Here is a 26,528-nt window from a genome sequence, read left to right on the forward strand (position 1 = left end):
GGAGCGCATCCGGCGCCGGCCCTGCCGCCGGGCGGGCGCCGTCACCACGAGACCGGCAGCGCCTTGCCCTCCTCGTAGCCGGCCGCCGACTGCACGCCGACGCGCGCGCGATCGCGGAAGGCCGGCACCGAGTCGGCGCCCGCGTACGTGAACGACGAGCGCACGCCGGCCGTGATCATGTCGACGAGGTCCTCGACGCTCGGCCGCGCGGGGTCGAGCAGGATCGTCGAGGTCGAGATGCCCTCGGCGAAGAGCTGCTTGCGCGCGAGGTCGTAGGCGTCGAGCTGCCCGAAGCGGCCGACGACCGCGCGCGTCGACGCCATCCCCCACGACTCCTTGAAGAGCCGCCCCTGCGCGTCGCGCTGCAGGCGGCCCGGGGCCTCGATCGTGCCCGCGAACCACGAGCCGATCATGACGCTCGACGCGCCCGCCGCGAGGGCGAGCGCGACGTCGCGCGGGTAGCGCACGCCGCCGTCGGCCCACACGCGCGCGCCGAGCTCGAGCGCGGTCGCCGAGGTGTCGAGCACCGCCGAGAACTGCGGGCGGCCGACCGCCGTCATCATCCGGGTCGTGCACATCGCGCCGGGGCCGACGCCGACCTTGAGGATCGATGCGCCCGCGGCGACGAGGTCGCGCACGCCGTCGGAGGAGACGATGTTGCCCGCCGCGATCGGCAGCTCGTCCCCGACCGCCGAGCGCACCGCCTCGAGCGCGCGGAGCATGCCCCCCTGGTGCCCGTGGGCGGTGTCGACGACGATGACGTCGGCACCCGCTGCGACGAGCGCGGCCGCCTTCGCGCCGGGGTCGCCGTTGATGCCGACCGCGGCGGCGACGCTCAGCCTGCCGTCGGCGTCGAGCGCCGGCCGGTAGATGTCGGTGCGCAGCGCCCCGAGCCGCGAGGCGAAGCCGATCAGGCGGCCGTCGTCGACGACGGGCGCGACGGCGACCCCCGCCCGCTCGAGGGCGGCGAACATCGACCGGCCGTCGGCGACGTCGGCGGGCGCGAGCTCGGGCAGGCGGGAGTGGAGCAGGTCGCCGAGCGTCGCATCCGGCAGCGCGTGACCGAGCCGCTCCGCGGGGATCGCGCCGAGCAGCATGCCGTCCGCATCCTCGACCGCGACCGCGTGGCCCTCGAGCGCCGGGACGCGCTCGAGGACGTCCTGCACGACGTCGCCGGGCGCCGCGCGATGCGCCGACTCGAGCGAGATCGGCTGCGCCTTGACCCATGCGATCGACCCGACGGTCTGCGCGAGCGGCGGGTCCTGCGTGAGCACGGCGAGGCCGCCGCGCCGCGCGAGCGTCGCAGCCATGCGGGGGCCCGTGACCGAGTTCATGTTCGACGCGACGATCGGGAGCGTCGCGCTCGTGCCGTCGTCGGGGGCGAGGTCGACCGCCATGCGCGAGCCGACGTCGCTGCGACTGGGGACGAGGAAGACGTCGGAGTAGGTGAGGTCGTGCTCCGGGACGTCGTCGATGAAGCGCATGCTCCAAGGGTAGAGCGAGAGCCGCGTCAGCCCTTCGCCTGCCCCCAGTCGTCGACGACCGCCGTCTGCACCGGGAACTCCACCGGGAAGTCGCCGAACAGCAGCCGGCCGGCGAGCGCGGCGGCGTCGCGGATGGCCTCGGCCACCGCCTCGGCGTCGGCCTCGGGCGCCTGCACGATCACCTCGTCGTGGAGGAAGCACACGAGCGCGGCGCCCTCGACATCCGCGATCGCGCGGCGCACGCCCGCCATCCACGCGAGCGCCCACTCGGCCGCCGTGCCCTGCACGACGAAGTTGCGCGTGAAGCGGCCCCACGCCCGCGCTTGCGCCGCGCCCCGCTCATCGCTCGCCCACCTCGGCGGCTCTGGCGAGGTGCGGCCGAGCCACGTGCGCACGCGCTCGCGCCGCTCCCCGGCGCGCGCCGCGGACTCCACGGCCGCCATCGCCCGCGGGTAGGCGCGCGCGAGCCGCGGCAGCACGAGCGCCGCCTGGCCGCGCGTGCCGCCGTAGAGCGCGCCGAGCATGCCGACCTTCGCCTGCTCGCGGCTCGCGACGACGCCGCGGTCGACGAGGCCGCGGTAGAGGTCGGCGCCCCTGCCCGCCTCGGCGAGCCCCTCGTCGCGCGCGAGCGCGGCGAGCGCGCGGGGCTCGAGCTGCGCCGCGTCGGCGACCACGAGACGCATGCCGGGCTCCGCAGCGACCGCGCCGCGGATCTGCCGCGCGATCTGCATCGCGCCGGATCCCTCCGTCGCCCACCGGCCGGTGACGACCCCGCCCGGCACGTACTCGATCCGCAGCCGGGTGCGCCCCCGCTCGTCGACGCGCGCCCAGCGCTTCGCCCACGCCCAGCCGTTCGCGGTGTGGAGGCGCGCGAGCCGCTTGTAGGTGAGGAGCGGCTCGATGGCGGGGTGGTCGAGCTCGCGCAGCTCCCACCGCGCGGTCGAGGCCGCGTCGAGGCCCGCGCGGCGGAGCGCCCGGAGCACGTCCTGGGGCGAGTCGGGGTTGAGCGCCGGGTCGCCGAGCGCCTCGCGCACCGCCGCCGCGAGCTGCTCCATGCGCGCCGGCCGGCCCGCCGACCGCTCGCCGAGGGCCGCGGCGAGCAGCGCGTCGTGCCGCGCGGCGTCGAACGGCAGTCCTTCGCGGCCGAGCTCGACCGCGACGACCGCGCCCATCGACTCCGCCGCCGCGAGCATCGCGAGCCCGGCGTCGTCACCGATCGCCGCCTCTTGCGCGCGCAGCTGCTCCGCGACCGCGGCGACCCCCTCGGCCTCGGGAGCGAGCGAGAAGAGCGCGTCCGCGCCCGCGTCGAGCGCCCTGGACCAGCGCTCCTCGAGCGGGAGCCCCCTGGCCTGGACGAGGATGCGGTGCACGAGCCGGAGGTCGCGCACCCGCTCGATGCGCACGCCCGCGTCGAGCAGCGCCGGGGCGATCGCGCGCGCGTCCTGCCACACGAGCCGCGCGCCCGGCGACCCGAGCCGCTCGTCGTCCGCGACGCGCGCCGCCTCGTGGACCCGCGCATCCCTCACGCCGTCCGCCTCGAGCGCGGCCACCGCGATGCGCGCGCCGCGCTCGAGCGGCACGACCGCGAGATCCATGCCTGCACGCTAGTGCGCGCATCCCACATGCGCTTCATAGCCCGCGTGCGGCACGATGGTGCTGGAGATCCGCGATGGCAGCGCAAGTGGTGGTGCTCAACGCGACGCTCGAGCCCATCGGCGTCGCCTCGCTGCAGCGCGCGGTCGCGTTCCTCGTCAAGGAGCGCGCGCAGATCATGCTCGCGGCCGACGGCATGATCCGGTCGAACTCGATCGAGCTCCCCGTGCCGCGCGTCGTGGTCTTCAACGACTACGTGCGGATCCCGCACACGCGCCTCTACGACAAGATGCCGTGGAGCCGGCGCGGCGTGCTCGACCGCGACCGGCGCCGATGCGCCTACTGCGAGGCGCCGGGCGCGACGATCGACCACATCCACCCCGCCTCGCGCGGCGGCGAGTCGTCCTGGCTCAACACCATCACGGCGTGCGTCGCCTGCAACGGGGCGAAGGGCGACCGCACCCCCGGCGAGGCCGGCATGCCGCTGCGCTTCGAGCCGCGCGTCGTGTGGCGCCGCGAGGTCATGATGCTCGCCGTCGAGGCCACGGGCGTCGACCTCGCCGAGCTGGGCGTGCTGCCTCGGCCCTGACGCGCTGAGCGCCCAGCGCGCGCCACTATGCTTGTCGGCAGTGTCGCCGCGGAGTGCCTGCGGCGTGCCCGCGAGAATCGGAAGAGGCGATCGATACCGTGTCCAGCCCTGCGGACGACAGCGATTTCGGAGCGAACGAGTGGCTCGTCGAGGAGCAGTACCAGCTGTTCGTCAAGGACAGGAGCTCCGTCGCCCAGTCGTGGTGGCCCATCCTCGAGCGCTACGCGGCCCAGCGCTCGTCCGGCGAGGCTGAGACGAGCATGAGCGAGGCGCCCAAGGCGCCCGCGGCCGAGGCCCCGGCTGCACCCGCTCCTGCCGCGCCCGCCGCGCCCAAGCAGCCCGCGCCGCCGCGCCGGCCCGTGCGCGCCGAGTCGCGCACGCCGAAGCCCGTCGACTCGGGCGAGGCGCAGGCGACGCAGGACTCCTCGCGCGCCGACGCGATGGGCCCGGCCGACACGCCGTCGCCGACGAAGGCCGAGGGCACGATCGTCGCGAAGACCACCCGCCAGGCCGCCCGCCCGATGCCCGTGCCCGCCGACGCCCCGACCGCGAGCGACAAGCAGTCGGCGAAGGGCGAGGAGCGCAAGGCCGACGAGCCCGTCGTCACGACGCTCCGCGGCATGCCGAAGACGCTCGCCGCCAACATGGACAAGTCGCTCTCGGTGCCGACCGCCACGAGCGTGCGCACGGTGCCGGCGAAGCTCATGATCGACCAGCGCATCGTCATCAACAACCACCTGCGCCGCACGCGCGGCGGCAAGGTGTCGTTCACGCACATCATCGGCTATGCGCTCGTGCAAGCGTTGAAGGCGTTCCCGAGCCAGAACGTCTACTACGACGAGATCGACGGCAAGCCCGCGATGGTCGCGCCGCCGCACGTCAACCTCGGCATCGCGATCGACATCCCGAAGCCCGACGGCACGCGCGCGCTGCTCGTGCCGAGCATCAAGGGCTGCGAGTCGATGGACTTCTCGGAGTTCGTCGCCGCCTACGAGGCGCTCGTGAAGAAGGCGCGCGCGAACAAGCTCGACCCGGGCGACTTCGCGGGCACCACGATCTCGCTCACGAACCCGGGCGGCATCGGCACCGTGCACTCCGTGCCCCGCCTCATGCAGGGCCAGGGCTGCATCATCGGCGTCGGCGCGCTCGACTACCCCGCCGAGTTCATGGGCGCGAGCCCCGAGCGGCTCGCCGAGGCGGGCGTCGGCAAGACGGTCACCATGACCTCGACCTACGACCACCGCGTCATCCAGGGCGCGGGCTCCGGCGAGTTCCTGAAGATCGTGCACGGCCTGCTCGTCGGCGAGCAGGACTTCTACCGCGGCATCTTCGCCGACCTGCGCATCCCGTACGAGCCCATCAAGTGGTCGACGGATGTGTCGGTGCGGGAGTCGGACGAGCTCTCGAAGCAGACGCGCGTCGCGCAGCTCATCAACCAGTTCCGCGTCCGCGGCCACCTGATGGCCGACATCGACCCGCTCGAGTACGTGCAGCGCACGCACCCGGATCTCGAGATCGAGCACCACGGCCTCTCGTTCTGGGACCTCGACCGCGAGTTCGTCACGGGCGGCTTCGGCGGCAAGCGCTCGGCGCTGCTGCGCGACATCCTCGGCGTGCTCCGCGACTCGTACTGCCGCACGATCGGCGTCGAGTACATGCACATCCCCGACCCCGCGCAGCGCCAGTGGTTCCAGAGCCACCTCGAGGTGCCGTACGTCAAGCCGACGCACGACGAGCAGATGCGCATCCTGCGCAAGCTCAACGAGGCCGAGGCCTTCGAGACCTTCCTGCAGACCAAGTACGTCGGCCAGAAGCGCTTCTCGCTCGAGGGCGCCGAGTCGATGATCGCGTTCCTCGACTCCGTGCTCGCCGGCGCGGCCGCCGCGGGCCTCGACGAGGTCGCGATCGGCATGCCGCACCGCGGGCGCCTCAACGTGCTCACCTCGATCGCCGGCAAGACCTACGGCCAGGTGTTCCAGGAGTTCGAGGGCGCCGCGGTCTTCCAGGGCTCGGGCGACGTCAAGTACCACCTGGGCAACCAGGGAGAGTTCACCGCCGCCGACGGCTCGACCGTGCCGGTGTACCTCGCGGCGAACCCCTCGCACCTCGAGGCGGTCAACGGCGTGCTCGAGGGCATCGTGCGCGCGAAGCAGGACAGGCTCGGCAACGGCGAGCAGTCGGTGCTCCCGATCCTCGTGCACGGCGACGCGGCGAACGCCGGTCAGGGCGTCGTGTTCGAGACGCACCAGCTCTCGCAGCTGCGCGCGTACCAGACGGGCGGCACGGTCCACCTCGTCGTGAACAACCAGGTCGGCTTCACGACCCCGCCGACCGAGTCGCGCTCGTCCACCTACGCGACCGACATCGCCAAGGCCATCCACGCGCCGGTGCTGCACGTGAACGGCGACGACCCCGAGGCCGTCGTCCGCGTCGCGGAGCTCGCGTTCCAGTACCGCCAGGAGTTCAAGCGCGACATCGTCGTCGACCTCATCTGCTACCGCCGCCGCGGGCACAACGAGGGCGACGACCCCACCATGACGCAGCCGCTCATGTACTCGCTCATCGAGGCGAAGCGCTCGGTGCGCACGCTCTACGCCGAGAACCTCGTCGGCCGCGGCGACATCACCGAGGAGGAGTACCAGGAGGCGCAGGCCGACTTCCAGGCGAAGCTCGAGCAGGCGTTCATGGAGACCCACGCGGCCGCGACCGGCTCGATGCCGATCGTGACGCCGGCTGCCGCCCAGCAGGCCGCGGGTGAGCCGGAGTCGACCGGGGTGGACGCATCCGTCATCGCCGCGATCGGCGACGCGCACGGCAACGCGCCCGACGGCTTCGCGGTGCACCCGAAGGTCAAGCAGGTGCTCGACAAGCGCGTCAAGGCGAGCCGCGAGGGCGGCGTCGACTGGGCGTTCGGCGAGCTGCTCGCGCTCGGCTCGCTGCTGCTCGAGGGCACCCCCGTGCGCATGTCGGGCCAGGACACGCGGCGCGGCACGTTCGTGCAGCGCCACGCCGTCATGCACGACCGGAACAACGGCCAGGAGTGGCTGCCGCTCGCGAACCTCGGCCCGGAGCAGGCGCGGCTGTCGATCTACGACTCGCTGCTGAGCGAGTACGCGGCGATGGCCTTCGAGTACGGCTACTCCGTCGAGCGGCCCGACGCGCTCGTGCTGTGGGAGGCGCAGTTCGGCGACTTCGCCAACGGCGCGCAGATCGTGATCGACGAGTTCATCGCCTCGGCCGAGCAGAAGTGGAACCAGCACTCATCGCTCGTGCTGCTCCTGCCGCACGGCTACGAGGGCGCCGGTCCCGACCACTCGTCGGGCCGCATCGAGCGCTTCCTGCAGCTCGCGGCCGAGGACAACATGACGATCGCGCGGCCGTCGACGCCGGCGAACCACTTCCACCTGCTCCGCCGCCAGGCCTACGCCCGGCCGCGCCGCCCGCTCATCGTCTTCACGCCGAAGGCGATGCTGCGGCTCCGCGACGCGACGAGCGGTCTCGAGGACTTCACGAGCGGCAGCTTCCAGACGGTGATCGACGATCAGCAGGTGCAGGACCCGGCCGCCGTCACGCGCGTGCTGCTGCACTCGGGCAAGATCCACTACGACCTGAAGGCCGAGGCCGCGAAGCGCGGCCGGAGCGACGTCGCCCTCGTGCGGGTCGAGCAGCTCTACCCGCTGCCGATCGACGAGATCAACGACGCGGTCGACCGCTACCCGAACGCGCAGCTCGTGTGGGTGCAGGAGGAGCCGCTCAACCAGGGCGCGTGGCCGTTCATGCACCTGGCGCTCCCCCGCCACCTGCACGGCCGCACGCTCAAGGTCGTCGGGCGCCCGGCATCCGCGAGCCCCGCGACCGGATCGGCGAAGCGCTCCTCGCAGGAGCTCGCCGCGATCCTGGAGTCCGCGCTGGGCTGACCCTTGGACTCGACGCCGGAGCGCTGAGCAACCGCTCAAGCCCACCCGCAGATCCCCGCACGGTTCCGTCCGTGCGGGGATCTGCGCTTGCCGCTCCCGAGATTCGCTCATACGTTGCGATAACAGTGTTACCGCGCATCGGCGGGACACCTTCGACGGGGAAGCGGGTGATGTCGAGTGCAGCGAGTGATGGGCTCCGCGCAACCGAGCCTCGCGCCGCGCCGCCGCCCCTGGGCCACGAGCACTGCCGGCGCCGGTCCCGTCGCCTTCGAACTGCCGGGCGCGCGGTCGCCCCGCTCCACCTCGACGCTCGCTCGACGGCTGCGATGGGAGCGCCGCGCGCACGACCGGCTGCTCGTCACCGATCTGCTCGTCGTCCTCGGCGCGACCGCGATCGACGCGATCGCCGCGAGCTCCTTCGCGACGGAGCTCGCTCCCGTGCCGCCCGAGCGTCTCGTGGGCGCTCCGCTCCTGACCGCGGTGGTGTGGCTGGCCATGCTCGCGGCCACGCGCTCGCGCGACGCGAGCGTGCTGGGCTCGGGGGTGCGCGAGTACCGTCGAGTCGCGCACGCGACCGGGCTGGCCTTCGCTCTGCTCGCGGCCGCGGCGCTCGTGGGCGATTGGCCCGAGCTGCGCCTCCAGCTGCTCGTCGGGATCCCGATCGGCCTGCTCGCCCTGCTGATCGGGCGGTGGCAGTGGCGTCGCTGGCTCATCGCGCGGCGCAAGGAGGGCGAGTGGGCGTCGCGCACGATCCTGGTCGGCGAGCGCGACGAGATCGCGTACGTGCTCGAGCGGCTGAGTGCGGCCCGCGATCTGAGCTACCACGTCGTCGGCGCCGCGGTGCGGGGCGACCCGGGCGAGCCGCTCGAGCTCGCCGGTCGGCGCGTTCCGGTGCTCTCCACGACCGCGAGCGTCGCCGAGAACGCCGAGCGCATGAGCGCCGACACCGTCATCCTCGCCGCGAGCACCGATGCCGATCCCGAATACCTCACCCGCTTGCGGCGGCAGCTCGAGGGCACGTGCGCGGAGCTGGTGCTGTTCTCCCGACTCACCGATGTCGCCGGACCGCGCATCTCGTTCCGGCCCATCGATGGCCTGCCGCTCATCCACGTGCGGATCCCGACCTTCGACGGGGGCAGGCACAGCCTGAAGCGCGCCCTCGACATCGGCGTCTCCGCGTGCGCGCTGCTCGTCGTCGGCATCGTCGCGGTGCCGATCGCGATCGCGATCAAGCTCGACTCCCCCGGCCCCGTGCTGTTCCGGCAGCAGCGCGTCGGGCGCGACGGGCAGAGCTTCGCGATGCTGAAGTTCCGCACGATGCACGTCGACGCCGAGGCCCGGCTCGAGGAGCTGCGCGCGCTCAACGAGGCGGCCGGCCCGCTCTTCAAGCTCAGGGACGACCCGCGGATCACGCGCGTCGGCGGATTCCTGCGGCGCCACTCGCTCGACGAGCTGCCGCAGTTCTGGAACGCGCTGCGCGGTGACATGAGCGTCGTCGGCCCGCGTCCCCCACTGCCGAACGAGGCGACCGGCTACGACGAGGTGGTCAAGCGGCGGCTCTACCTCAAGCCCGGCATCACGGGGCTGTGGCAGATCAGCGGGCGCAGCGACCTCAGCTGGCAGGAGAGCGTGCGCCTCGACCTCCGCTACGTCGAGAACTGGTCAGTGATGGAGGACCTCATGATCATCGCGAAGACAGCCCGGCTCGTCGTCCATCCGGCGGGCGCGTACTGAGGAGCACCGGTCATGCGAGTCCCTTCGTCGCGCCGCCCGCACGAGGAGCGCGCCTCGGCGCAAGGCCGCCCAGGCTCGGCGCCTCGCGCGCTCCCGGTGGTGCCGATCGGGTCGGAGGTCGTGCACCTCGCCAGTCGCACGGAGGCGCTCGCCGCGGTCGCGGCGTCGCGGCGTCCCGGTCGCCCGCTCGCGGTCGCATCGGTCAACCTCGATCACATCCACCAGTTCCCCACGGGCGTGGCGCGACCGGGCTCGGCCGTCGACTGGCTCAACCTGATCGACGGCGCTCCCGTTGCCAGCCAGGTGCGACGCATCACGGGCCACCCCTACCCCAAGCTGTCGGGCAGCGACCTCATCGGCGGGATACTCGACGACGCCGCGCGCCAGCGCCGCACCGTCGCGATCCTCGGTGGGTCGCCGGCGTGCGGCTCGGCGCTCGCCGAGCGCTTCCGCAGCGAGTGGCCGGAGGTCAACTACCTAGGGCAGTGGGCACCAGCCCGAGCGACGCTCTCGTCGCCCCTCGAGTGCCGGCGCATCGCGAGCGCGCTGCGCGTCGCGGGAGTCGACATCCTCATCGTCTGCCTCGGCAAGCCGCGCCAGGAGGCGTGGATCGCGGAGTATGGAGAGGAGACCGGAGCGGAGGTCCTGCTGGCCTTCGGCGCGGTCGTCGACTTCCTCGCGGGCAGGGTAGCCCGCGCCCCGGAGTGGGTCTCGGCGGCCGGCCTCGAGTGGGCGTGGCGCCTGCTGCTCGAGCCCCGGCGGCTCGCGAAGCGCTACCTCGTCCAAGCGCCTGCGGCATACGTCGCCGTGCGCCGGTCCCGAGCCGCGTGAGCGCAGCGCGATGACAGCAGTCCGAGCCAGCGCGACGAGCACCACGACGGTGACGACGACCCCGGTGGCGCCGAGCAGGGTCGGCGAGTTCGTGCGCGAGGGCTCCGTCCAGGTGGCCGCGGTCGTCGTCACCTACAACAGCGGAGCGACGATCGACGCGCTCATCGAATCTCTGCGCCCGGAGGCGGTCGACACGACGATGCGGGTCATCGTCGCCGATAACGCGTCGACGGACGACACGCTCGATCGCCTCGCCCGGCACGCTGACGTCGTGGTGATCTCGACTGGTGGCAACCTCGGCTATGCGGGCGGCATCAACGCCGCCGCCGCGGAGGCCGGCGCGTACGGAGCGCTCCTCGTCCTGAACCCTGACCTCCGTGTCGAGCGGGGAGCCGTGCAGGCGCTGCTCGACGCACTCCGACGCGACCCGAGCTCCGGCGCCGCGGTGCCCCGCATCCTCGACCGTCACGGCAGGACCGCCGAGTCGCTCTTCTCCGAGCCGACGGCGCTGCGGGCGTGGTGCGATGCGGTGCTCGGGCCTCTCTGGCGGAATCGGCCGGGTGCCTTGACAGAGTGGATCCGGGACCCGCAGGCCTACGAGAGCCCCCGCTGCGTCGACTGGGCCACGGGAGCCGCGCTGCTCGTCTCGAGCGCCGCCGCCCGAGCGGTCGGCGAGTGGGACGAGCGGTTCTTCCTGTACTCGGAGGAGACCGACTACTGCCGCCGCATCCGTGACGCTGGGTTGCACATCCGGTATCAGCCTGCCGCGATCGTGCACCACAGTCAGGGCGGCTCGGGGGCGTCCGAGCAGCTGGACGCTCTCCTCAACGTCAACCGCGTGCGCTACATGCGCAAGCACGCACCGCGGAGCGCAGCGTCCTACAGGATGGCGGTGACCGTGGGTGCGCTCCTGCGCGGTCGTCGCGCCTCGTCGCAGGCGACCGTGGCGCGGTACCTCCGCGACGAGCGGCGGTGGGCGGAGCTCCCGCAGGGGACATGGCTGGGTTCGCGGGGGCGGACGTCAGCGGCGGTCGTCATCCCCGCCCACGACGAGGAACGCGTCATCTCGCGAACGCTGGGGCGCCTCAGCGAGCCCATCGCGCTCGGCGCGCTGGAGACCGTGGTCGTCTGCAACGGGTGCAGCGACCGGACGGCGGACCGCGCGCGCGAGATCGCCGGCGTGCGCGTGGTCGAGCTCTCCGAGCCCTCCAAGACCGGAGCTCTCAACGCCGGGGATGCCGAGGCATCAGCCTGGCCACGCGTCTACCTCGACGCGGACATCGAGTTCCCCTCGGCAGCCGTCCCGGCGCTGGTGCGCGCTCTCGGAGCCGACGGCGTCCTGGCGGCGCGTCCGCCCTTCGAGTACGACTCTCTCGGTGCGACCGCGCTGGTTCGGGCGTACTTCCGCGCTCGCGCGCGACTGCCGCACCTCGCTCAGTCCCTCTGGGGTGCGGGAACGTACGCCCTGAACGCGGCAGGGCATGGGCGACTCGGCCGCTTCCCCGAGGTCATCGCGGACGATGTCCACGTCGATCAGCTGTTCCGCGCGGAAGAGAAGCGGATCCCGCTGGCGCCTCCGGTGCGGGTGCGCACGCCGAGGCGGGCCGCCGATCTGCTGCGGGTGCTGGTGCGTACCCGACGAGGACCCGCGCAACAAGGGCTGGACTCGGGCTGCGCTACAGCGCGCGCGCTCCTCAGATCCGTCCGAGGCCCGCAGAGCCTCTGGGACGCGAGCGTGTTCGCCTCGGTCACTCTGCTCGCGCGCAGTCGCGCGAGTGGCTCACGAGCGCGTGCGGCGCGATGGGAGCGAGACGACTCGTCCCGCTGACCGCACGTGGATCGTCAGCGCGTCGGATGCGCGTCCATCCTGGGTTGGTGACGAGCTCGAGCCCGATGAGTGAGCAAGCCCCACACGACCGCGGCTCCGATCGCGGCGCCCAGCACGTTGGCCGCGATGTCGCGCAAGCTGGCTTCCCTGCTCGGCAGGGCGACCTGCAGCAGCTCCGCCGCGGCCGAGAGCCCGAGAGACAGAGCGATCCCTCGCCACCCGTTCCTGAGCACGACCGTGAGCAGTGCGCCGAGCGGGACGAACATGGCGACGTTGGCGAGGAACTCGATCCAGCCGTAGCCGAACCACCCAGTCCCGAGGCGGGCGCGCAGCCAGTCGCCCACAGCTAGCACGACGCTTCGGTAGTCCACCGGCAGCAACAGCACTGCGACGACACCCGCGAGGTAGGCACCGAGCGCGATCAGTGTCCATCCCGAGGGCGTCCCGGACTCATCCGGCACCGCTCCCGCGCGCCCGCTCACACAGCTCCCATGAGAACGGCGAGCGCTCCGTGCCGCATCGATGCCGCCGCGCCTAGCTCGGCTGCGAGATCTCCGCGCATCGCTGCACTCACCGTGGATCGGCGCGTCGCGCTTCGACGCGCGCATGCCGTGCAGCACGCACCCGCGGCTCCGTCCCCCGTGGACTCGCATCTAGGGACGTCCGCGCCCCCGCTGCCGCGAGCGCCCGCTCAGCGCCTGAATAGCCAGCGAAGAGGAAGAAGAGCCCCGCCGCGATGGGAAAGCTCAACCCGTCGAAGAAGAGGAACAGCACGGCGATCGTCAGCATCGAGGCCGCGATCGCCGCTGAGGTGAACTTCGTCCTCGCGTCCGGCGCGACTCGACGAGCGTTCACCGAACCGACGATCGCCGCGATGGCGACTCCGGCGAGGGCTGCCGCGCCGAGTAGTCCAAGTTCGATCGTGACCAGCACCCACTGGTTGTCGAAGATGTAGTAGCGCGGCAGGAATGTGCCGAAACCTTGGCCGACAAGCGGGCTGGTGCCCATGAACTCCGGCACGCGCGCGAGCGCGTCGGTCCTGGATGTGGTGCTCGGATCGTCGGCGGCGCTCGTAAACAGGGCGAGCGTCGTGCGGAACACGCCGGGCACGAGCGCCACGACTGAGAGGGCCGCCGCTCCCGCGCCCATGAGGAGCGGCCAGCGGTAGCTGCGCGGCATCTGGAGCAGCACTGCGACGCCTGCGATGACGAGGCCGATCACCGCCGACCGCGAGACGGACAGCAGTGCAGCCACCGCCATGATCGCCACCGGTAGCCACCGGACCCAGCGCGACCACTCGCCCACCGGCGCTGCTGCGCTTCGCGAGGCCGCTCGGGTGATCGCCAGAGGCAGGATCGCCGCGATCGCAGCCGTGTACTCGAGAGGGTGGGTCGCCGTTCCGGACGCACGCGTGAACCCGCCCCTGCTGTCGACGCCACCGGCGTCGAGGGCCACACCCGGCAAACTGGCCGTCCAATCGACCAGGCTCCCTCCCGCGACGAATTCGCCGATCCCGAGGAGCCCGAGATACGCACCCGCGAGCACGATCCGCGAGCCAAGGCGATCCGACTCGTGCCGAGTGCCGATGCCATCCATGACTACGAGCATCACGCCGCCCCACGAGACGATCCGGAGGAGCGACGTCATCGCGGGAGTCACCTGATCTGCTGGCTGTCCGCGGAGCATCGCAGCGGCGAAGCTCACCAGCGCGATCACGACGAGAGCCCCGAACGCGAGCCGGACAGGTTGCCAGACCGGCGCGAAGCCGCGCACACGCCGCTGGAAGCGGGTGAGAATCCACCACAGCATGAGCAGCAAGCCGAAGAGGACCGAAGGGCGACCGAGGGAACCGAGCGCGGAGATCGTGAGGTTCGAAGGCACCGCGAAGAGCAACATCAGGTAGATGGTCACCATGGTCAACGCTGCGCCGCCTCGCGAGGCGGCGCCCGTCGTAGGCTCCCGGCCGGTCACGCTCGCAACTTCCGCGGTTCGAGGGGCCCCTCGGTGGCCCCAGACGTAGCAGCAACGCTCGGGGGCTTGCGGCGACCGGTGCGCTGAACCGCGTCCAGCACGGCCGCGAGCAGGAGCGCGAGCACGGCGATTCCCAATCCGACTCCAGCGACGACAGTGATCCGGCCGCGCTGCAGCAGCGTGCTCTCGCTGTCGTGGGTGATGGTGGTCACGCGGATGCGATCCTGTGCCGGGATGCCCTGATCGCGCTGCAACCGAGTGACGACGTCCGAGGTCTCTGCGACGGCGGCATCGATCAGCTCCTGAGCAGCATGGTCACTCGGCGCCCTGACGGTGATCAGGACTACCGGCCCTGAACTCAGCGGGTCGCGCGAGACAGTGATCTCCGACCCCGGGTGCGACTCGGTGATCTGCCGCGCGATGTCTTCGGATCCCACCGCGCGGACGATCACGTCCGCGACGGATGTCAGTCCCCCCAGGAAGAGATAGGGGTTCGAAGTCGTCTCTGGGAGCGTGTCCTGCGCCGGCAGGAGCAACTGGGTGGCAGATCGCTCGTAGTCCGGAGGGATGATGATCCATGACCCGACGGCCGCGGCGATCGCGAGGACGATGCCGGGGAGGAAGACGTACCACCGGCTCCGAAGCGAGCGCAGGATGCCTGCGCTGCTCATCGTCGCCCCGCTTCGTCAGTCGTGACGCGCTCGTCTCTGCTCGACCAGAGCTCGACTGTGATCGCAGCCCACGCCCCAGTGATTGAACCTGCGAGCAGCAGCGCACCGACAGCCGCGGCCCGCGCGAATCGTGAAGGTGTCACGTGCTCGATCGCCATGGTGAGCGGCTCCACCCGCGCTGTGATGCGATCCTCGGGGTCGACGGCGAGCTCGTCTTGCATCGCTGCCGCGCTCAGCGCGACATGCTCCAAGATCGCTACCTGCCGCTCGGTCACCCATGCCTCGGACGGCCCGACGATCTGGATCTCGATCACTGCCTGTCCGTACCTCGGAGCCCACTGATTCCCCTCGTCTTGAAGGCCGATGAGGATGCCCTCACGCAAGCCTGCCCCGTACAAGGGCGCATCTGAGGCCGAGTACTTGAGCGGCGGCTCGCCTGGCCCGATGGCAGCTGCGACTGCACCGGCGAAGGCGATGACACTCTCGTTCGATGTCGCGTTGTCAGGCGTGAGCGTGCTCTCGTGCGGATACGTGAATGCGACGACAGTGCGCGTCGAATAGACGCCGGAATCACTCCAGAACAGTCCGAAGAGCGCAGCGGCGAGAAGCAGCGCGGAGGCGCACACGTACCACCTCCGACGTATGGCGCGCAGACCATCAATGATCGTCATGCTCTGTCCTATCCGGCGCCGCGCGGGTGCGCCCTCCCGCTTCGATGAGCGCCAGCATCTCGAAGGCGCGTCTTCGCCAGCTGTGCTGATCCGCGAAATGCCTCCGCCTCGCTTCCGCACCGTCACCGTTCCCCGCTCTGATCGCCGCCCGCACTGCCGCGACGAACTCCGCTGAATCGGCACCGATGATCACATCGTCAGTGTTGAGCCATCGAGAAGCGGGCAGGTCGCTCGACACGACGGGTACGCCAGCAGCGAGGTACTCGAGCGTCTTCAGAGGTGACGAAGCCCGATTGAACCGAGTCTGCGTGTACGGAGTCAGACCGACCGAGATCTCCGAGAGATGGACCGGAATTTCCTGCGCCTCGACCGCTCCACGCCAGTCGACCGTCTCTCGGGCGACGAGCCGGTCGAATCTCGCGTTGAAAGCGCCGTCGCGCGAGGTCCGAGGGCCGACGATACGCAAGGCAACTCCTGCGTCGGCGGTCGCTTCGAGGAGCGAGAGGTCGATACGCTCGTTGATCTGCCCGATGAGGCCAGCCGTGGGGGCGCGGAACGATGGCGAGACCCGCGTCGCTGCTGGCGCCCCGTTGGGGATCACCGCGATCGGCGCGCTCGGACGCCTGTCCCGGATCGCTTGCGCCAACGGGGGACTGACCACGGCGAAGGCGTCCGCGAGGCCCACGTTGCGATCGAGGATCGCCGACACCCAGGTCCGGTCCAAACCCATCAGTGACGCGCCTGCGACCCAGTCATCGGTCACGTACAGGATTCTCGTCGCCTTGGTTCGGGGAAGCGTCGTGGTCGGGTTCGCCACGACGACGGCATGAACATCACGACCACGAATGGCCCGACGGTAGCTCAGCATCCGGAGCAGCCTCGTCGCGCTGCGGAACGGCCAGCGCGTCAGGCCTGGCGTGGCTGGAACGACGAATCGCGTGACGTCGCCGAGTGCGGTGACGGCGGGCGGCCCTCCCCTCATCCACCCGGGCCAACCGCTCCGGTCGGCCGGGTCGACCCACACGATCGGGCGGTGCTCGGCGATCTCGTTGACGATCCTGCGGTCGGTGCCCATGATCGCATCCCAGCGCACTCCCGCGAACCAGACGATGACGGCGCCGTCACTGTCCATCGGAGACCCGCTTGTTCCTCGCGGCGACAGGACGCGCATTGAAATCGTCGGTCGCTTCCGTACCCATCGCGCGTCGCACGCGCTTCCTCGCGTAGTAGGCGCCGTATCGGAAGAGCGCCGCCGCCTCGCTGATCATGGCATGGCGCGCGGGAGACGAGATCGCCTGCCGGTATACGCGCGTCTGCAGCTCTGCCGCGCGAGTCAACGAGAATCGCTCACGCACCAGCTGCAACCCGAACTGCGCGAGCGAGCCGCGTCGCTCCGCATCGCCGATGAGCCCGCGGAGCTCTCGGTCGAGAGCGGCCGGTCCTCCGGCACGCCCCCCACCGATGCCGTACCAACCGCTCCAGAGGAATTGGTCGAGGGAGTGCGGTGTGAGCGTCTTCCAGAACCCCCGCTCGCCCTGCACGATGAGCGGAGTCCCGAACGCGAGGGCGCGCAGCGCTGAGCCGCCCATCCCGAGGAAGATGTCGGCGACCGCGTAGGCGGGACGCGGGTCGTCGAGCTGACCGGTGAGCACGATGGTGCCGTCCCCCGCCCGGCGATTCACGGCGTCCGCGCGGGAGTAGATCTCGGCCCTCGCGGGACCGTCGCCCACGAGCACCAGACGGACTGGCGCGGTCGCAGCGAGCCGGCCGATGACGTCGATCGCCGCGAGCGTGCCCTCCAACTTGAGCTCCCTCGAGAACCGGGTGACTGCGACCACGTTCAGCCGGTCCTGCTGAAGCCCGAACCTAGAGCGAAATGTCTCGACGCCTGTCGCCGGCCCGATCGCATTGAATCGGAGATCCACTGGCGGCTCGATGACCGCGGTGCGATTGCGCCCCGCGGCGAACTCGGCGGCCGCGATCTCGGCCGTGCCGACAACCAGCGGGACGCTCCTGGGGATGAATGGCGGGACCGACATCGACATCACCGTCGCCACGACCGCTGCGGCGGCGCCGTTGCGCATCGCTAGGACGGCATCGAGCACTGGGGGCCACTCGTACCCGTGCACGATGTCGACGTTCAGATCCTTCACCAGCCGGGCTAGGTCGTTGGCGACGCGGGGCGACGGGCGCCGCCCGGGCTCTGGCGCTTCGATGAACCGCAGCCCGAGCTCGTGGACGCGGGCGCACAGGGTCCCCCGCCGCCCGTAGATGATGCACTCGTGGCCGAGCTCCGACACCGCCGCGGCCAGCTCGATCGCATTCGTCTGACTGCCGCCCATGTTCAGGTCGTGCGGATACACGAGGACCCTCATGACGCCTCCCTGCTGCGCATCGCCGCCAGCAGAGTCTCCAGGTCGCCGCGGTGCCGCAGGCAGAGGAGCCCTGCCGCCACGACGGCCAGGAACCCAGCGGCGGATGCCGCGGCGAAGGACGACGCGACTGTCTGACTGAGCACCCAGCCGGCCGTCCATGCGAGCAGTCCGGCCACGAGGGGCGCCGCGATCGCGGCCAGCACTGCGCGGACGGTGACGCCGATGCGACCGAGGCTCGCGAGGTACAGCGGCGCGGCGATCAGGAGGGCGACGATGCATTGCACAGCCGCGACGCCGCCGAGCCCATAGGGCGTCGCGACGACGAGCATGAGCGGCAGCGCCGCGGCGAACACGACCCCCTGGATCACGAGCACAGCGCTCGACCGCCCGACCACGACCAGGTAGTCGTAGGACAGCTCGAACCAGATCTTGAGCGCTGCGAGGGCGGCGAGCCAGAGCAGCGGCTCGGCCGCGGGCAGCCAGGCAGGGCCGTAGACGAACTCGATGACGGGCACGGCGGCGCCGCTTGCGGCGAGGCATACGGGCACCGCGACGCACGAGAGGATCGCAAGCACTCGGGTGAAGGTCCGCGACACCCGCTCCGGCTCGGCCTTGATCGCCGAGAACGCGGCCGGCGCGACCGCGCGCAGCGGTAGCGAGAAGATGGATACCGGCCAGGCGGCGAGGTTGAACGCGAGCACGTAGAAGCCGAGCGCTTGCGCCCCCAGCAGCGACCCGACGACGACTTGGTCTGCGTAGCCCGATGCGAAGACGATGATGCTCGCAGCGGCGAGCGGCAGCCCGAACCGGACCAGGCGGCGTGCGATCGCGGGATTCCAACCGAAGCGATATGGCACCGGAGACCAGCGGAGGATCATCGCCGCGAAGACGATGCTCGCGATCAGCCTCCCGACCGCGAGGCCCATCGCGCCCCACCCGAGCAGGACGAGCAACAAGGAGAGCCCGGCGCCGAGCCAGGTGTTGACCTGGTCGGCGATCGTCCGCTGGCGCTGCAAGAACTCGCGCTGCATCACTGCGGCGGACGTGGCGACGAGACCATTGAGCACGATGGAGAGCGAGATCACCTGCACCACGGGTGCTGCCCGCCCGTCGCCGAGCATCGCAGAGAGCCACGGCGCGCCGAAGAGCACCACCGCGGTGAGCAGCGCGCTGCTCACCGCCGCGATCGTGTTGACGGTCGGCGCAATCGTCGCCGGGTCGTCGCGCCAGCGGATCACGGCGAGGCTGACACCGAGCTCGTTGAAGCTCAGCACAGCCATGAGCGTGACCATGGCGATCGCGAAGATCCCGAACTCCTCCGGACCCAGCAGCCGCGCGAGCGCGATGCCGATCGCCAGCGTGCCGAGCCTCAAGACGAGGGTGTTCCCGAAGCTCCACCCGAACGCCTTCGAGGCGCGCTGCGCCACGCTCGCGGGGGTCGGCTCTGCGCTCACGTCCGCACCGCCCCCCGACTCCGCGCGAGCTGGAGCGCACGCGCCACGCTCTCTTGCTGCGGACCAGTCAGATGCGGGTGCATGGGAAGCGACAGGATGCGATCGGCGGCCGCCTCGGCGACCGGGAACTGGCCGCGCCGGTGTCCGAGGCCGGCGTAGGCATCGGTGAGGTGGAACGGCGTCGGGTAGTGGACGCCGACGCCGATGCCCTGCGCGGTGAGCTCCGAGGCGACTCGGTCGCGCTCGTCCATGCGCACGACGTAGAGGTGCCAGACGTCTGCGTTGCCCGGCCTCGTCGCCGGCAGACGCATCCCGTCGAGACCCACGAGGAGCGTCTCGTAGCGCCGCGCAGCCTCGCGGCGCGCCGTGTTCCAGCCATCGAGCCGCCGCAGCTTTGCTCGCAGCACGGCAGCCTGCACGGCATCCAGTCGCGCGTTCATGCCGATGCGGTCATGCACGTACTTCACGGAGCTGCCGTGAGCCGCGAGGTTGCGGATGATTGCCGCGATGCCGGGGTCGTCGGTCATGACCGCACCGGCGTCGCCAGCCGCCCCCAGGTTCTTGCCGGGGTAGAAGCTCGTCGCGGCGACGCGGCTCAGCGCGCCGGCCCTTCCAGCAGATCCGGCGGCGCCTTGGGACTGCGCCGCGTCCTCGACGATCACCAAGCCGTGGCGCGCGGCGATCGGCGCGATGACGTCGATCGGCGCGGTCTGGCCGAAGAGGTGCACGGGGACGATGGCTGCGGTCCTCGGCGTGATCGCCGCCTCGATCGCGTCGGGGTCGATGAGGAGGAACTCGTCGTCGACGTCGACGGGCACGGGCACGGCACCGATCCGCGACGCAGCCTCTGCCGTGGCGATGAAGGTGTTCGCGGGGATGATGACCTCGTCGCCCTGGCCGACACCCACGGCGCGGAGCGCGAGCTCGAGCGCGTCGGTGCCGTTCGAGACGCCCACGACGTGCTGCACCCCGATGTACTCGGCGTACTCTCGCTCGAACGCGTCGACCTCCGGTCCGCCGATGAAGCTCGCCGACTCGAGCAGGCGGCGCCAGACGGGCAGCACGTCGGCCGCGACCTCCGCCTGCTGCGCGGCGAGGTCGACGAACGGCACCCGCATCGTCACGCGTTCACCTCCAGTGCACGGGCCGGGACTCCCGCCCACGTCTGCCCCTCGGGCACGTCGCGCACGACGGCCGCCGCCATGCCGACGGTGGCCTCGGCGCCGACGCGGACGCCTTGGCGCACCGTCGCGTTCATCCCCACGTAGGACGCTTCACCGATCGTGACGCCGCCTCCGAGCGCGACGCCCGCCGCGAGGGTCGCGAAGTCCTCGAGCACGTCGTCGTGAGTCACGGTGCAGTTCGGCATGACCACCACGTGGTCGCCGATCCTGGCGTCGGCGGTGACGACGACGCCGTCGAGCAGGATGCTGCCGGCTCCGACGGTGCTCGAGTCGCCGATCCGCGCCGATCGCGCCACGACCGTCGCGTAGCGCTCCTCGGCGACGCCGAGCGCTCGCAGCCGAGCCACCACGTCGCGCCGGCGCCTGCTCGGGCCGACGCAGACGAGCAGCCGCTCCTCGCGCGCGAGCACAGCATCCATCGCGCCGACCACCGGTGCGCCTCCGACGAGCGTCCCGTGCAGCGACGCGTCGTCGTCGAGGATGCCGGCGACCTCGACACCGGTCGCGATCACCTCGCGCGCGAGCCCGCTCGCACCCACGAGCAGCAGACCTCCGCTCATGCCCGCTCACCGCCCGCCGACCGCAGCACGGCGATGACGCGCTGCTGGTCCTCGTCGGTGAGCTGGTGGTAGACGGGGAGGATGAGCGTGCCGTCGTGCAGCCGCTCGGTCGCGGGCAGGCCCGCCTCGGGCGTGAGCGCGCGGTACGGCGGCTGGCGGTGCGCCGCCATGATCCCGCGTCGCGCCGAGATGTCGGCTCGAGCGAGGGCGCGCAGCAGCTCATCCCGGTCGAGCGGGTAGTCCTCGCCGACCTCGACCCAGAACGACTGGAAGTTGCTCGACCCGTGCGCAGGGTCCGCGACGGTGCGCAGTCCCGGGATATCGGCGACTGCCGCCTGGTAGCGGGCGGCGATCTCACGGCGCCGCGCGACGATCTCCGGCAGCCGGGCGAGCTGCACGAGGCCGACCGCCGCTTGCAGGTCGGTCATCCGGTAGTTGAAGCCGACCTCGGCGTAGCGCTCCGCAGGGGCGAGGACGGATGCGTGACGGTCGGCCGCGGACACCGACATCGCGTGCTCGCGCAGCCGGCGAGCGCGGTCCGCCCATTCCTCCCGGCGGGTCGTGAGCATGCCGCCCTCTCCTGTCGTCAGGAGCTTGCGCGGGTGGAAGGACCACGCGGTGATCTCCGCGCCGGCGCCGACGGGACGGCCGCGATACGTCGATCCCGCGCCGCACGCCGCATCCTCGATCACCACGACGCCGCGCGGATCGGCGGCGGCGCGGACGCCGTCGAGGTCCACCGGCACGCCCCCTTGGTCGACGGCGATCACCGCCCTGGTCGCGGGCGTGAGCGCGGCCGAGACGGTCTCGCTCGTGAGATTGCCCGTCATGGCATCGACGTCGGCGAAGACGGGATTCGCGCCGACGTAGCGCACCGCGTTGGTCGTCGCGATGAACGAGAACGACGGCACGACCACGTCATCGCCGACGCCGATGCCGGCGACGATGAGCGCGAGGTGGAGCGCCGTCGTGCAGCTGCTCGTCGCGACTGCGAAGGGCGCCTGCATCGCGGCAGCGAACTCATGCTCGAACTGCGCCACGCGAGGTCCTTGCGCGACCCAGCCGCTCGCGACCACCTCGGCGAGGGCATCCGCCTCCTCGTGGCCCAGCCAGGGCGCCATGACGTTGATGCGGCCGCTCATGCTGCCGCCTGTCCTCGTGCGGCAGCGATCTCCTCGCGCAGCGGGCGCCACCACTCCACGAGCTGCCGCAGCCCTTCCTCGAGGTCGATCGTCGTCTCGAAGCCGAGGTCGCGCCTTGCCGCGGTCGTGTCGCCGAGGCGCCGTTCCACCCCGTTCACGGCGCGCTCGGGCCCGTGCTCGACCCCGAGGTCCGAGCCCATGACCCGCAGCAGCGCCTCGGCGAGCTCGAGCAGGCTCGTCTCCCGACCGCTCGCGACGTTGTAGTCGCCGTCGACGACGTCGCTCTGCGCCGCGAGCACGTTCGCGCGCGCGACGTCGGGCACGCACACGAAGTCCATCGTCTGCCTCCCGTCCCCGAAGATGACCGGGGGCTTCCCGTCGTCGATCCGCTCCATCCATCGGACGAGCACCTCGGTGTAGAGGCCGTGCACGTCCATGCGCGGTCCGTAGACGTTGAAGTAGCGGAGGATCACGAAGTCGAGCCCCTGCATGGCGCGGAAGCTGCGGATGAGTCCCTCGTTGAAGGACTTCGCCGCGCCGTACAGCGTGTCGTTGTTGTGATGGTGGTGGCGCTCCGTCGTGGGGAACGACTCCGCGAGGCCGAAGACCGATGCGCTCGAGGCCGCGACGAGCTTGGCGACGCGGTGACGAGCCGCCGACTCCACGACGTTGAACGTGCCATCCACGAGCACCTCGAGCGCGAGGCGCGGCTCCTCCGCGCATTGGGTGATGCGGATCGCGGCCTGGTGGAAGACGAGGTCCTTGCCTGCCGTCAGCTCATCCACGAGCCCCGCGTCTCGGATGTCCCCTTCGACGAGCCTGACACGGCCGCTGGCGAGCGCGTCGTCGAGGTTGTCCCTGCGTCCCCGCACCAGGTTGTCGAGCACGTCGATGCGTGCGACGCCGGCGTCGAGCAGCTGGTCGACGACCGTCGAGCCGATCGTGCCGGCACCACCGGTGACGAGCGCTGTCGCCTCTTGGAGCTGCCTCATCGCGCGAATCCTTCCTCGAGCGTGCGGGCGGCGATCGGCTGCGGCGCGCCCGCGACCGCCAGGCTCGCGGTCGCGGCCTCGAGCACCGAGAGCACCCGCAGCCCCGACTCGGCGCTCGTCCGCGGCGCCCGACGCTCCCGGATGGACGCGGCGAACTCCGCGACGACGCCGGCGAGCGCCTCGCGCTCCGGGAGGGCCGGCGCCCATGTGTCGCCGAGCCGGTACGAGATGTTCGCAGCGCGAGGGTCGGCCGCAGTCGACTTGGACACCGCGGCGATGTCGACGCCGCGGTCGTAGATGCTGACCCGCTGCTGCGGGTTCAGGTCGTCCCACACGAGCGTGCGCTCCGTGCCGCCGATGACCATCTGCCGGATCTTCGTGGGGCTGAGCCAGTTGACGTGGATGTGCGCCATCGCGCCGCTCGCGAGCGGCATCGCCAGGTAGCCGACGCATGACTTCCCGGTGCCGAGCGGGTCTGAGCCGTGTGCCGAGACCGCGGTCGCCGCGAGCCCGTCCGGCAGCACGAAGTCCATGATCGAGAGGTCGTGCGGCGCGAGGTCCCAGAACACGTCGACATCGGGCTGGATGAGACCGAGGTTGATCCGGACGCTGTCGATGAAGAGGATGTCGCCCAGCACGCCGTCTGCGATCAGCTCGCGAACCTTCAGCACGGCAGGTGTGTAGCAGTAGGTGTGATCCGCCATGAGTACGAGGCCGAGACGCCTCGCGACCTCGTCCATCTCGAGGCCCCGCTCCCGGGTGTCCGCGAGCGGCTTCTCGACCATCACGTGCTTGCCCGCCTCGAGCGCCGACAGCACGATCGGGTGGTGCGAGCGCGCGGGTGTCGCGATCGCGACAGCGTCGATCCTCGGATCGTCGAGCACCGCGGCGAGATCGGACGTCACGGGAGCCCCGCCGACCCTGTCGGCGACGCCCCTCGCCCGCTCGATGTCGAGGTCGCAGATCGCCGCGAGCTCCCAGTCCGGGCTCGCGCGGAAGTTCCGCGCGAGGTTGGGACCCCAGTAGCCCGCGCCCACGACGGCGACCCGCAGGCGCCCGGAGCCGCCGGCACCAACGCGGCGCGAGCCGCGATCGATCAGCTCGCCAGTCATGTCCGCCAACTCCCCGAAGGCGTCACGGGCGCCGCAACCGCGGATCCCTCCGCGCGTGACGACGGTGCTCGCGCACATCCCCGGGTTCGGGCATCCGCGCCTTCGGAGGGAATGTAACCCGGCCCCGCAGGCCTCGTGAGTGTGCTTCGCTTCACCTGGCAGGATCTTGAGGAACACTGTTACCGATCATGAGCAGGAGGACGGATGTCGCAGGAAGCCATCGTCGAATCGTCCGCAGACGTCGCCGCGGGCGCTCGGCTCGGCGCGCGCACGCGGGTGTGGCACCTCGCACAGGTGCGAGAGGGCGCCCGGCTGGGCGACGACTGCACGATCGGGCGCGGCGCGTACGTCGGGCCCGGGGTCGCGATCGGGAACGCGTGCAAGCTGCAGAACTATGCCCTCGTCTACGAGCCGGCGCGTCTCGGGGACGGCGTCTTCATCGGCCCCGGCGCGGTGCTCACGAACGACGAGTTCCCGCGCGCCGCGAACCCCGACCTGAGCGTGAAGAGCGCGGCGGACTGGATAGCGGTCGGCGTCTCGATCGGCGACGGCGCGTCGATCGGCGCTCGGGCGGTGTGCATCGCCCCGGTGACGATCGGGCGCTGGGCGCTCGTCGCCGCGGGCGCGGTCGTGACGGAGGATGTGCCCGATCACGCGCTCGTCGTCGGCGTTCCCGCGCGCCGCGTCGGCTGGGTCGGCCGGACCGGCAAGCGCCTGCTCGCCATGGGCGACGACTGGGTGTGCCCCGACACGGGTGATCGCTTCCGCGAGGGGGGAGGCGCCCTCGTCCCGCGCTAGTCGCGCGACGCGAGGAAGCTGTAGACCTCGGTCTCGTCAACGCCCGGGAAGGCGCCCGGCGGGAGCGCGGCGAGCAGGTGCGAGTGCGCGCGGGCGCTCGGCCACGCCTGCCCCGCCCATGCCTCGGCGAGCTCGGCCGGCGGCGTGCGGCAGCACGACGGGTCGGGGCAGTGCGAGACGGAGCGCTCCTTCGTCGCGCGGCCGCGGAACCAGCGGGCCTGCGAGAAGGGGACGCCGATCGAGAGCGAGAACTCGCCCTGGGCGCTGCGCTCGGTCATCGCCGTGCACCAGAACGTGCCCGCCGGCGTCTCGGTGTACTGCTCGAAGGGGTTGACCCGGTCGGCGGCGTCGAAGACCTCGCGGCTCGTCCACCGCTTGCAGACCGGCTGGCCCTCGATCGCGCCCGTGTGGTCGGCCGGGAACGTCACACCGTCGTTCTCGTAGGCCTTGTAGATGATCCCCGACTCGTGCACCTTCTGGAAGTGCAGCGGGATGCCGAGGTGCGCGGTCGCGAGGTTCGTGAGGCGATGCGCCGCCGCCTCGTAGGAGACCGCGAACGCGTCCCGCAGGTCCTCGACCGCGAGCTGCCGCTCGGCCTTCGCCGCGGCGAGGAAGTCGACAGCGGTGCGCTCGGGCATGAGCAGCGCCGCGGCGAAGTAGTTCGTCTCGATGCGCTGCCGCAGGAACGCCCCGTAGTCCGCCGGCACGGCGTGGCCGAGCACGTGGTGCCCGAGCGCCTGCAGCAGCACCGAGCGCGGGTCGTGGTCGGTGCGCGACGACCGGGAGAGGTAGATCCGCTTGCGCTTGAGGTCGGTGACGGATCGCGTCGAGTGCGGGAGGTCGCCGACGTGGTGCACCGAGAAGCCGAGGCGCTCCGTGATCGCGGCGATGAGGTGCTGCGAGAGCGGTCCTGACTGGTACCCGACGCGCTCGAGCATCGCCGCGGCCTCCGCCTCGATCTCCGGAAAGTGGTTGTCGCGCGCGCGCATCTCGGCGCGCAGCTGCACGTTCGCGCGGCGCGCCTCCTCCGGCGTCGCGACGCGCTCCTCGGCGACGCGCTCGAGCTCGTCGACGAGCGCGAGCATCGTCTCGAGCACGTCGTCGGGCGTGCGCGGCCCGATCCGCATCGTCGGCAGCCGCTTCTGCTGCCACATCGACGACTGCATCGCGCGCTCGAGGCGCAGCTCGAGCGCAGCGCGGCGCGACGGCGGCGCGGTGCCGGTGAGCTCGTCGAGCCCCACGCCGTAGAGCGCCGCGAGCTGCTGCAGCTGCGAGAAGCGCGCCTCGCGCTTGCCGGTCTCGAAGCCCGAGAGCTGCGACGGCGCGAGGCCGATCGCCGCGTGCACGGCGTCGAGCGTCATGCCGCGCTGCTTGCGCGCGTGCCGGAGCGCCTTGCCGAGCTGCAGCGCGTCGACGTGCGTCGCGACCGGCGACTCGCGCGGGGGGCGATCCCAGGCCGACGGGGAGGCGGGCGCGGATGCTCGGGGTGCCGTCATGCAGGCACCATACGGCACTCCTGCACCATCTGGCAGGAATGCGGATCTTCACCATCGGAACCGCCCGCCGGTGCCCTTCCCTGCCACCACAGTGAAGCCAGGACAACGCCGGGCAAGGGCTCGGCG

At 71.6% G+C, this 26,528-nt stretch carries 21 protein-coding genes; 6 read left to right on the top strand and 15 right to left on the bottom strand.

Annotated features, from left to right (window positions below):
- Positions 1-41 precede the first annotated feature (41 nt).
- Both guaB1 and H508_RS0105800 read right to left on the bottom strand, forming a co-directional pair.
- Positions 42-1,484, bottom strand: coding sequence for a GMP reductase (guaB1, locus tag H508_RS0105795; RefSeq protein WP_026373366.1), 1,443 nt, complete (start codon positions 1,482-1,484; stop codon positions 42-44).
- 26 nt (positions 1,485-1,510) lie between these two features.
- Positions 1,511-3,079: a bifunctional 3'-5' exonuclease/DNA polymerase gene (locus H508_RS0105800; protein WP_026373367.1), complete on the bottom strand. Its 1,569-nt coding sequence runs from the start codon at positions 3,077-3,079 to the stop codon at positions 1,511-1,513.
- 74 nt (positions 3,080-3,153) lie between these two features.
- Here H508_RS0105800 and H508_RS0105805 point away from each other — a divergent pair, with 74 nt between their 5' ends.
- The 5 genes from H508_RS0105805 to H508_RS17100 all read left to right on the top strand — a co-directional run bounded on the left by H508_RS0105805 (position 3,154) and on the right by H508_RS17100 (position 11,976).
- The gene (locus H508_RS0105805; protein WP_026373368.1) at positions 3,154-3,666 is read left to right on the top strand and encodes an HNH endonuclease; all 513 of its coding nucleotides are present in this window, start codon (positions 3,154-3,156) and stop codon (positions 3,664-3,666) included.
- A 98-nt stretch (positions 3,667-3,764) separates the two neighbouring features.
- Positions 3,765-7,583, top strand: a complete 3,819-nt coding sequence (locus H508_RS0105810; protein ID WP_035254173.1) for a multifunctional oxoglutarate decarboxylase/oxoglutarate dehydrogenase thiamine pyrophosphate-binding subunit/dihydrolipoyllysine-residue succinyltransferase subunit — start codon at positions 3,765-3,767, stop codon at positions 7,581-7,583.
- Positions 7,584-7,772: 189 nt separating this feature from the next.
- Positions 7,773-9,317: a sugar transferase gene (locus H508_RS0105815; protein WP_084155150.1), complete on the top strand. Its 1,545-nt coding sequence runs from the start codon at positions 7,773-7,775 to the stop codon at positions 9,315-9,317.
- A gap of 12 nt (positions 9,318-9,329) precedes the next feature.
- Positions 9,330-10,148, top strand: coding sequence for a WecB/TagA/CpsF family glycosyltransferase (locus H508_RS14805; RefSeq protein WP_084155151.1), 819 nt, complete (start codon positions 9,330-9,332; stop codon positions 10,146-10,148).
- Between the two features lie 49 nt (positions 10,149-10,197).
- On the top strand, positions 10,198-11,976 hold the full coding sequence (locus H508_RS17100) for a glycosyltransferase family 2 protein (protein ID WP_169514161.1): 1,779 nt from the start codon (positions 10,198-10,200) through the stop codon (positions 11,974-11,976).
- Between the two features lie 14 nt (positions 11,977-11,990).
- Here H508_RS17100 and H508_RS16665 read toward each other — a convergent pair whose 3' ends face one another.
- The 12 genes from H508_RS16665 to H508_RS0105885 all read right to left on the bottom strand — a co-directional run bounded on the left by H508_RS16665 (position 11,991) and on the right by H508_RS0105885 (position 24,108).
- Entirely contained in the window at positions 11,991-12,458 is a 468-nt protein-coding gene (locus H508_RS16665; protein WP_051222832.1) for a VanZ family protein, read from the bottom strand.
- An 88-nt stretch (positions 12,459-12,546) separates the two neighbouring features.
- Complete coding sequence (locus tag H508_RS0105835) at positions 12,547-13,890, bottom strand: O-antigen ligase family protein (protein ID WP_026373372.1); 1,344 nt, start codon at positions 13,888-13,890, stop codon at positions 12,547-12,549.
- A gap of 53 nt (positions 13,891-13,943) precedes the next feature.
- Complete coding sequence (locus H508_RS0105840; protein ID WP_026373373.1) at positions 13,944-14,618, bottom strand: YveK family protein; 675 nt, start codon at positions 14,616-14,618, stop codon at positions 13,944-13,946.
- Positions 14,615-15,289: a hypothetical protein gene (locus H508_RS0105845; protein WP_156906007.1), complete on the bottom strand. Its 675-nt coding sequence runs from the start codon at positions 15,287-15,289 to the stop codon at positions 14,615-14,617. The genes H508_RS0105840 and H508_RS0105845 overlap by 4 nt, the downstream gene beginning before the upstream one ends.
- Positions 15,276-16,421, bottom strand: a complete 1,146-nt coding sequence (locus H508_RS0105850) for a glycosyltransferase (RefSeq protein ID WP_026373375.1) — start codon at positions 16,419-16,421, stop codon at positions 15,276-15,278. The genes H508_RS0105845 and H508_RS0105850 overlap by 14 nt, the downstream gene beginning before the upstream one ends.
- Positions 16,411-17,664, bottom strand: coding sequence for a glycosyltransferase (locus tag H508_RS0105855; RefSeq protein ID WP_026373376.1), 1,254 nt, complete (start codon positions 17,662-17,664; stop codon positions 16,411-16,413). Before H508_RS0105855 ends, H508_RS0105850 begins: the two co-directional genes overlap by 11 nt.
- Positions 17,661-19,118 (bottom strand): oligosaccharide flippase family protein, encoded by a 1,458-nt coding sequence (locus H508_RS0105860; RefSeq protein ID WP_026373377.1) that lies wholly within the window; start codon positions 19,116-19,118, stop codon positions 17,661-17,663. Before H508_RS0105860 ends, H508_RS0105855 begins: the two co-directional genes overlap by 4 nt.
- Positions 19,115-20,236, bottom strand: a complete 1,122-nt coding sequence (locus H508_RS0105865; RefSeq protein WP_026373378.1) for a DegT/DnrJ/EryC1/StrS family aminotransferase — start codon at positions 20,234-20,236, stop codon at positions 19,115-19,117. The genes H508_RS0105860 and H508_RS0105865 overlap by 4 nt, the downstream gene beginning before the upstream one ends.
- Positions 20,237-20,238: 2 nt before the next feature.
- Entirely contained in the window at positions 20,239-20,862 is a 624-nt protein-coding gene (locus H508_RS0105870) for an acetyltransferase (protein ID WP_026373379.1), read from the bottom strand.
- Positions 20,859-22,004: a DegT/DnrJ/EryC1/StrS family aminotransferase gene (locus H508_RS0105875; protein ID WP_026373380.1), complete on the bottom strand. Its 1,146-nt coding sequence runs from the start codon at positions 22,002-22,004 to the stop codon at positions 20,859-20,861. Before H508_RS0105875 ends, H508_RS0105870 begins: the two co-directional genes overlap by 4 nt.
- Positions 22,001-22,996 (bottom strand): NAD-dependent epimerase/dehydratase family protein, encoded by a 996-nt coding sequence (locus H508_RS0105880; protein ID WP_026373381.1) that lies wholly within the window; start codon positions 22,994-22,996, stop codon positions 22,001-22,003. Before H508_RS0105880 ends, H508_RS0105875 begins: the two co-directional genes overlap by 4 nt.
- Positions 22,993-24,108 carry a Gfo/Idh/MocA family protein gene (locus H508_RS0105885; RefSeq protein WP_051222834.1) on the bottom strand — a complete coding sequence of 372 codons (1,116 nt, stop codon included), beginning with the start codon at positions 24,106-24,108 and terminating at the stop codon, positions 22,993-22,995. The genes H508_RS0105880 and H508_RS0105885 overlap by 4 nt, the downstream gene beginning before the upstream one ends.
- 204 nt (positions 24,109-24,312) lie before the next feature.
- Here H508_RS0105885 and H508_RS0105890 point away from each other — a divergent pair, with 204 nt between their 5' ends.
- Positions 24,313-24,906: an acyltransferase gene (locus H508_RS0105890; RefSeq protein WP_026373383.1), complete on the top strand. Its 594-nt coding sequence runs from the start codon at positions 24,313-24,315 to the stop codon at positions 24,904-24,906.
- Here H508_RS0105890 and H508_RS0105895 read toward each other — a convergent pair.
- A complete protein-coding gene (locus H508_RS0105895; protein WP_026373384.1) occupies positions 24,903-26,402 on the bottom strand; it encodes a helix-turn-helix domain-containing protein in 1,500 nt (499 codons plus the stop codon). The genes H508_RS0105890 and H508_RS0105895 overlap by 4 nt on opposite strands.
- Positions 26,403-26,528: the final 126 nt, after the last annotated feature.

It is taken from the genome of Agrococcus lahaulensis DSM 17612 (genome assembly GCF_000425105.1).
Lineage (GTDB): Bacteria > Actinomycetota > Actinomycetes > Actinomycetales > Microbacteriaceae > Agrococcus > Agrococcus lahaulensis.

Bases quoted from the DNA above. Each gene is read 5' to 3' on its own strand.
- H508_RS0105890 (WP_026373383.1), top strand. From the start codon at position 24,313: ATGTCGCAGGAAGCCATCGTCGAATCGTCCGCAGACGTCGCCGCGGGC.
- H508_RS0105840 (WP_026373373.1), bottom strand. From the start codon at position 14,618: ATGAGCAGCGCAGGCATCCTGCGCTCGCTTCGGAGCCGGTGGTACGTC.
- H508_RS0105800 (WP_026373367.1), bottom strand. From the start codon at position 3,079: ATGGATCTCGCGGTCGTGCCGCTCGAGCGCGGCGCGCGCATCGCGGTG.
- H508_RS0105875 (WP_026373380.1), bottom strand. From the start codon at position 22,004: ATGAGCGGCCGCATCAACGTCATGGCGCCCTGGCTGGGCCACGAGGAG.
- H508_RS0105855 (WP_026373376.1), bottom strand. From the start codon at position 17,664: ATGAGGGTCCTCGTGTATCCGCACGACCTGAACATGGGCGGCAGTCAG.
- H508_RS0105835 (WP_026373372.1), bottom strand. From the start codon at position 13,890: ATGGTGACCATCTACCTGATGTTGCTCTTCGCGGTGCCTTCGAACCTC.
- H508_RS0105865 (WP_026373378.1), bottom strand. From the start codon at position 20,236: ATGCGGGTGCCGTTCGTCGACCTCGCCGCGCAGCAGGCGGAGGTCGCG.
- H508_RS0105845 (WP_156906007.1), bottom strand. From the start codon at position 15,289: ATGACGATCATTGATGGTCTGCGCGCCATACGTCGGAGGTGGTACGTG.
- H508_RS14805 (WP_084155151.1), top strand. From the start codon at position 9,330: ATGCGAGTCCCTTCGTCGCGCCGCCCGCACGAGGAGCGCGCCTCGGCG.
- H508_RS0105815 (WP_084155150.1), top strand. From the start codon at position 7,773: ATGGGCTCCGCGCAACCGAGCCTCGCGCCGCGCCGCCGCCCCTGGGCC.
- H508_RS0105850 (WP_026373375.1), bottom strand. From the start codon at position 16,421: ATGGACAGTGACGGCGCCGTCATCGTCTGGTTCGCGGGAGTGCGCTGG.
- guaB1 (WP_026373366.1), bottom strand. From the start codon at position 1,484: ATGCGCTTCATCGACGACGTCCCGGAGCACGACCTCACCTACTCCGAC.
- H508_RS0105880 (WP_026373381.1), bottom strand. From the start codon at position 22,996: ATGAGGCAGCTCCAAGAGGCGACAGCGCTCGTCACCGGTGGTGCCGGC.
- H508_RS0105870 (WP_026373379.1), bottom strand. From the start codon at position 20,862: ATGAGCGGAGGTCTGCTGCTCGTGGGTGCGAGCGGGCTCGCGCGCGAG.
- H508_RS0105885 (WP_051222834.1), bottom strand. From the start codon at position 24,108: ATGACTGGCGAGCTGATCGATCGCGGCTCGCGCCGCGTTGGTGCCGGC.
- H508_RS0105895 (WP_026373384.1), bottom strand. From the start codon at position 26,402: ATGACGGCACCCCGAGCATCCGCGCCCGCCTCCCCGTCGGCCTGGGAT.
- H508_RS0105805 (WP_026373368.1), top strand. From the start codon at position 3,154: ATGGCAGCGCAAGTGGTGGTGCTCAACGCGACGCTCGAGCCCATCGGC.